The organism is Mojavia sp. (assembly GCF_059505145.1).
The window spans coordinates 1-6,554 of record NZ_JCACKA010000015.1 but is presented as its reverse complement, the minus strand read 5'-3'; the positions used below and the strand labels follow the sequence as shown (position 1 = coordinate 6,554).

5 protein-coding genes and 1 pseudogene are annotated in these 6,554 nt (G+C 39.8%); 5 read left to right on the top strand and 1 reads right to left on the bottom strand.

All coding sequences use genetic code 11. The features are described 5' to 3' along the window. The coding region (locus AC5JL8_RS01580) for a GAF domain-containing sensor histidine kinase (protein ID WP_495878026.1) at positions 1-2,242 on the top strand (2,242 nt) is incomplete at its 5' end. Positions 2,243-2,701: 459 nt separating this feature from the next. Then, entirely contained in the window at positions 2,702-3,340 is a 639-nt protein-coding gene (locus AC5JL8_RS01575; protein WP_495878025.1) for a hypothetical protein, read from the top strand. 179 nt (positions 3,341-3,519) lie between these two features. On the opposite strand, the pseudogene AC5JL8_RS01570 reads toward AC5JL8_RS01575, so the two are convergent. Beyond that, positions 3,520-3,765: pseudogene (locus AC5JL8_RS01570) on the bottom strand (CHAT domain-containing protein); the annotation flags it as partial. Between the two features lie 312 nt (positions 3,766-4,077). On the opposite strand from AC5JL8_RS01570, the gene AC5JL8_RS01565 reads away from it, so the two are divergent. From AC5JL8_RS01565 to tnpC, 3 genes are read left to right on the top strand one after another with little or no spacing between them, the layout of a single operon-like run. After that, the gene (locus AC5JL8_RS01565) at positions 4,078-4,578 is read left to right on the top strand and encodes a helix-turn-helix domain-containing protein (RefSeq protein WP_495878024.1); all 501 of its coding nucleotides are present in this window, start codon (positions 4,078-4,080) and stop codon (positions 4,576-4,578) included. Between the two features lie 2 nt (positions 4,579-4,580). Next, the gene (locus tag AC5JL8_RS01560) at positions 4,581-5,078 is read left to right on the top strand and encodes a transposase (RefSeq protein WP_495878023.1); all 498 of its coding nucleotides are present in this window, start codon (positions 4,581-4,583) and stop codon (positions 5,076-5,078) included. Then, positions 4,996-6,468, top strand: coding sequence for an IS66 family transposase (gene tnpC, locus AC5JL8_RS01555; RefSeq protein ID WP_495878022.1), 1,473 nt, complete (start codon positions 4,996-4,998; stop codon positions 6,466-6,468). Before AC5JL8_RS01560 ends, tnpC begins: the two co-directional genes overlap by 83 nt. The last annotated feature ends 86 nt before the right edge of the window (positions 6,469-6,554 follow it).

The window sequence follows — 6,554 nt, the reverse complement described above, 5'->3', positions numbered from 1 at the left end:
TTCCTTCTACATTTTCTCAGAAATGGTAAATCTTCCAAAACTGGATGCTCCCTATCTTGCTCCCTGGCAGCAGGGAGTTTTGAATTTGCAAGGAAGTGCTAGTAATAAAATTACCGAATTAATAGGAGATTGCTATGATGAACGGCATCATCTCCAACAAATTGTTAATGGTAATCAACTTACCTTAGGCTTTGTCAACTTTTTTGTGAAAGCACTGCTGTGTTATTTATTTGCTGAGTATGAGCGAGCAATTGAGTACAGCAATATTGCTTTGCAAAACAAAGCAGGTGTATTTGGCACTTATTTTATTCCTACTACTTACTTTTATGCTTCACTGGCGATTTTAGCCAATTACGCGAATGTAAGCTCTGTTCAGCAAGAGCAATATCGTCAGCAAATTGTCAAAAATCTATCTCTTTTACACAATTGTGCGGTCGGCGCACCGACAAATTATCGACACAAATATGAGTTGGTTGAAGCAGAATATTGTCGGGTATTAGAACAAAAACATCAGGCGATGGAATTGTATGATCGCGCCATCGTATCTGCCAAGGAAAACGGTTACATCCAAGAAGAAGCACTCAGCAATGAGCTGGCCGCCAAATTCTACCTCAACTGGGGCAAACAAAAGGTGGCGGCAGAGTACATGCAACAAGCATACTACTGCTACAGCCATTGGGGTGCTAAGGCAAAAGTCTCCCATTTAGAACAACAATATCCGCAACTACTAGCAGTTATCCTCCAACCCAGCAAATTCGCATCTAAAGCAACTATTGCCCAAACCGTGAGTAAGACCATGACTAGCAGCAGTAGCGGTCAAAATTTATGGTTAGATTTACCAGCAGTAATGAAAGCCGCACAAGCTATTTCTGGTGAAATTGAATTAGAGAAACTGTTAGCAACCTTAATGCAGATTGCGATCGCCAACGCTGGCGCACAAATCGGTCATTTAGTTCTTCATCAAGAGGAAAAATTGTTAGTAGTCGCTAAAGCTGATTGTCAACAGGTAGAAACTTTAGAAATTCCGCTTGAGCAATATCAAGAAATTTTTCAAAGTTTAATTTATACAGTAGCGCGGACTCAACAGACGGCTGTGTTTGAAAACTTGAGTGATGCAGTACAATTTGCAGGCGATCACTACATCATCACTCATCAGCCGAAATCGGTTTTGTGTACTCCAATTAGCCGACAAGGAAAACTCATCGGTATTTTGTACCTAGAAAACAACTTAACTGTGGGCGCTTTTACTAGCGATCGCATCGAGATTTTGCAACTGTTGACTAGTCAAGCCGCCATCTCTGTGGAAAATGCTCGTCTGTATCAACAAACCGAAAACTATGCCCAAATTCTAGAAGCTGAGGTAGAACGTAAAACTCAAGCTCTCAACCATAAGGCTCAAGATTTAGAGCAAACCTTGAAACAATTGCAACAAACTCAAGCACAATTAATTCATAGCGAGAAAATGTCCTCAATAGGTCAAATGGTAGCTGGTATTGCTCACGAAATTAACAATCCAGTTAATTTTATCAAAGGTAATCTCTCGCATACAGCAAATTATATCCAAGACATGATGCGTTTGCTTACACTTTATCAACAGGAATACCCTCAACCTAGTCTAGCTATTCAAGCTTTCACAGAGGATATTGACCTTGATTTTTTGTTTGAGGATGCCAATCAAATTTTAGAATCTATGAAAGCGGGTAGCGAACGCATTAGCCAAATTGTCCACAGTTTACGCAACTTTTCGCGCTTGGATGAAGCACAAATCAAAGCTGTGGATTTACATAGTGGCATTGAAAGTACGCTGTTAATTTTGCAGCATCGCTTGCCTGCTTCTGGAAATCAACCCGAAGTGCGAGTCATCAAGGAGTATGGCAAAATACCTCTGGTAACTTGCTATCCTAGTCAGTTAAATCAAGTCTTTTTGAATATCATCAATAATGCCATTGATGCGATTCGAGATAATCCCGATATCAGCGAAAACCCCAAAATTCGGATTCGCACTGAAGTCATCGATGGTAAACGGTTACGAATTGCGATCACTAATACAGATAGTACAATTCCTGTGAGTCTTCAAGATCGAATTTTTGAACCCTTCTTTACAACAAAACCTGTTGGTCGTGGTCAAGGTTTGGGGTTATTTGTCAGCTATTCAATTATCCAACAACATGGCGGTTCTTTGACTGCGCGATCACACCCCACCGAAGGAACTGAATTTGAAATTTTCCTCCCTATCCGTTGAAAACTCACGGAACGGTTCTAGATGTACCACATACTCCAGCTAATGCACTTGCCAATAACAAAATGCAAGCGCCCTGCGGGTGAGGCAGTTATTCTACTTGGGGAGACCCCAAGACCATACTGCCTCACCGTTTCAATGATATTTTTAGCAAAACCGAGGTATTTAGGCGCTTTCACCCTCCGGGCGAAAGCGACGGCTGGGCATTTTATTACTTGTAAGTGCCTAACCCGGGAGTAGTTAAAAAACTAGAGCTAAATTTCCCTCCAAGAAGCCGATACATAAAGGAGCAGGAGCCAAAATTGCCACAGCCATCTTCTCTGTAATCAATACTGCTTAAAGCTTAACCGAACCGTATTGAGATCTATTCCGTAAACGGATAGCTATATAAACCAATAAGCACCAGTATGAAACTTTAGAAAACATTGTTATAAAGGATACAATTATTTTTATACCAGAGTGATGAAAGTTTCTCGACTTAGCTTAATGTTTATTTTTATATGTTTAACATTGGGAAGTATTATTGTTTTTGCAAGATTTACAACACCAAATCATCAACGAACAAATTTATGTCACAGTACCAAGCTACTTACACAAATCAAAGTTAGTAATTATAATTTTAATGGAGTTAAATTGCGTGATGGGACATTTACTAAAAAAGTTACTCTTGATACTCAAAGAGAATTAAAAATCATTATTTTTCCTCAAGCTCTTGCTTCGTCAACTTGGTCAAAGTTACCCGATTCATCGATTCAATATCTGGGAAAGGGTGGCGATAATACTTGGCAAGAACGGTTACGACCTGACTATTTTTATTTACTTACAGTGCCTTCAAAAGCTACAGGTTTAGCTTTTGGTAGACTCTGTTATCGTAATGGAGATGTTGAGGTTGAGTCTATCAAAAAGCTGAAAACATTGTCTGCTAAAAAGATTATTGTCAATCATAAAATTTATGTTGATATTTCATCTCAACTACCACAAAATTATGCAAATACCGTAATAGTTAATACTGGAAGTAATAAATTAGATACCCTTGGCACCCAAACTGAAGTATATTTTACAACAGAAAAACTACATATTCCTCTGAAGTCTGTTAAATAATCTGCTGCTCTAATTGATTCCTGAATTCGACCAGCAAGTTATTAATGCGATACACCAGTCATTGGAAGTTATATTTTTTTGTCAAAATCAATTTCTGTTCTCTATTGGTTCTAAGCTTTCTTTTTTGGCTGAAGCCAATTTTAAGACAATAGCCGCTGTGCAAGAGTACAAAAAATTTACTATTGTGATTCACCAATTAGCGTAAATGCTGCCCAATCTCTGGGAGAAGGGTACTGTTTGATGGTGGACAGCATTGCCTGCCGTAGTGCTTGGGCTTTGTCTGGATTGTGCTGTAGATTTTGATAAAATTCTTTCATCAACTCGCTAGTGGGAGCATCCGGTACTGACCAGAGAGACACAATCACACTGGGTACGCCTGCGGAGATTAAGCTGCGAGACAGTCCAATAACTCCATCCCCGGTAATTTCAGGGAGCAACGCGATTTTCTGAAGTCGGGCAAAAACGAGTGACGATGCCCTACTCCACCGGAGGCGATCGCTAAACCGAAAGTTCAGTAAATTAGCCAAATTGATACTAGTTAGATAGCTAAGTATCTCAGTAATACTGAGATAACTTTATTTTTATGGTTGTTTAGTGCTGTGATGGGAACAAAAAAGTGTAGGATGCCCATTGAGTAATAGTTTTGATGTGGAATATCAAAACAGGGAGTTTGCCGTCATACCATTTCACTAAAAAAATGATAAAGATAGTTAAGTCAGAAATATGAGCAGAAGTTCATGGCAGGAGTCAGCAAAGTAAAAATAAAAGAGTCAGCCGAGGAATTACATGAGCTGCTGAGAAAACAAAAAACAGCATTAGGTAAAGAACGGATTCAAGCGTTGTATTTACTGAAGATAGGGCAGGTAAAGACAATACAAGATTTGGCGGTGGTGTTGGGAAGAGGGAGTGCGACGGTACAAAGGTGGTTAAAGGCTTATACAGAATCGGGAATCACCAGTCTAGTATCAAGAAAAAAGGGTTCAGGACGACCGCCAATCATTAACACAGATGTTCGAGAACAACTTTTAAAAGAATTAGAAGAGCCGCAAGGATTTAAAAGTTATGAAGAAATCCGAACATGGTTAAAAGCGGTAGAGGGTGTAGAAGCTTCATACAAAGTAGTACATGACACGGTGCGTTATCGAATGAAAGCAAAGCTAAAAGTGCCGCGACCAGTAGGGGTAAAACACAACGAAGAAGCAGAATCAGAGTTTAAAAAAAACTCCCCCAATACTTAGAAGTGATTAAAAAACACGTTATTGCACCGATAGATAAAAACAGAAGAATTAGGTACTGGTGTGAGGATGAAAGCCGTGTGGGGTTGAAAACTGAAGCTGGCAGATTAATTACAATAAAAGGTAAGAAGCCGATTGGCATTATGCAATGGAAACGAGAGAACTTTTATTTATATGGATTAGTTGAACCATTAACTGGCGAGTATTTTATTTGGGAATTTTCTCATTTAAATGCAGCTTGTTTTCAAAGATTTTTAGAAAAATTTTCTGCCACTTATCCCCAAGATATACACATTATTCAGTTAGACAATGGTGCTTTTCATTTTAGCAAACATCTTCAGATACCAGAGAATATAATTTGTAAGGATTCAGGTAGCAGAGTATTGACAAAGGGAACACTTGAGGGGGAGTATCACAGATATGAACCACAATCTGCCTCAAGATTTAGACCGAGAAAGTTTGAGCCAGTTATCCAAAGAAGAACTGGTGGACATCATCATTGAGCAGAGCAAGGTAATACGTGAGCTACAAAAAATAATATTAGAATTACAGCAAGAAATAGAGCGTTTAAAAGTCAGCAGAGATTTAGATAGTACTAATTCATCGAAACCTCCATCAGGAGACATCCTCAAAAAGAGCGAAAACAAAACAGTACCGCCTCAAGACCAATCAAATCAGCCAAAAAAGAAACCAGGTGGGCAACCAGGACATCAAGGCAAAACCCGTAAGGGTTTTGGGAGAGTAGATCGCTATGAAATCTTACGACCGACTGATTGTGCCTATTGTGGTCAAAAAGCATTTACGGCAGAGGCAGTAAAAGTAGAAAAGCACTCAGTAGCGCAATTAGTGGAACGTCCAATCGAAGTAGTGGAGTATCAACGCCATACCTGCGTGTGTGAGAGTTGTGGCAATGTACAAACAGCCGCCTGGCCACAAGACATGATTCCAGGACAAGATTTAGGAACGTCGTTACAGGCATTTTTAGGGTGGGCAAATAATTATGCACATATGCCTTATGAAAAACAACAGGAAATGTTGTGGGAACTGGGGCAAATTGAGATTGGGCTGGGGACGTTAGTTGCAACCAATGAGCGAATACAACAAGCGATAGAACCGAGCGTAACTGAGTTAAGTAGTTGGGTAAAACAGATACAACCTAATATCCATGTGGATGAAACGCCTTGGCCAGTTAAAGGGGTTAAAGAATGGTTATGGGTAGTGGCTAATTCTGAATTCTGCCTGTTTACTGCGGCTGATACTCGCTCTAGAGCAGAATTAGAAGCAATTTTAGGCACTGAATATCAAGGTGTAATTATCAGCGACGATTTTAGTGTTTACAATGGCTATCAAGCTGTTTCCCAGCAAAAATGTTTGGCTCATCTACGCCGTCACTTCAAAAAATTGATTCAACTTCCAGGTCTTCACAACAAAACTATTGGCGAAACGTTTGTCGATTTAATTGATGAAGCCTTTAGAAGTTATGGGCGATGGTTTGAGACTCTTAACTCCACCAATTACAACGATTGGGTCAATCAATTCAAATCCAAGTTGCATTCCTCAATTGATCAATGGATTGATAAGGCAGGAGCTACAGCAGGCCAGCTTTTACGTTCCTTGCAAGATAAAGCTCATCAATGGTGGTATTTCCTTGACCATCCTGAAGTCCCTCCTGATAATAATCAGGCTGAACGATCGCTGCGTTTAGCTGTGACAAAACGGAAGGTTAGCGGTGGTTCCCGTTCGATGGAGCGGTTTCAACACACTGCCAATTTGTTGACGGTGGTTCAAAGCTGTCGTCGTCAAGGTAGGTCTGTTATTGATTTTTTTGCACAGGCTCTAATTGCTGATTCTGATAATTCTCTGTCTCGCCCTTCTTTACTTCCTCAATATTAGACCTGAATCCTTACGATTGAGGGTTTAGGAGACTTTATTCGATTCATGATTATCGGTCAGTTACAAAATCCCTATGCCACAATTTC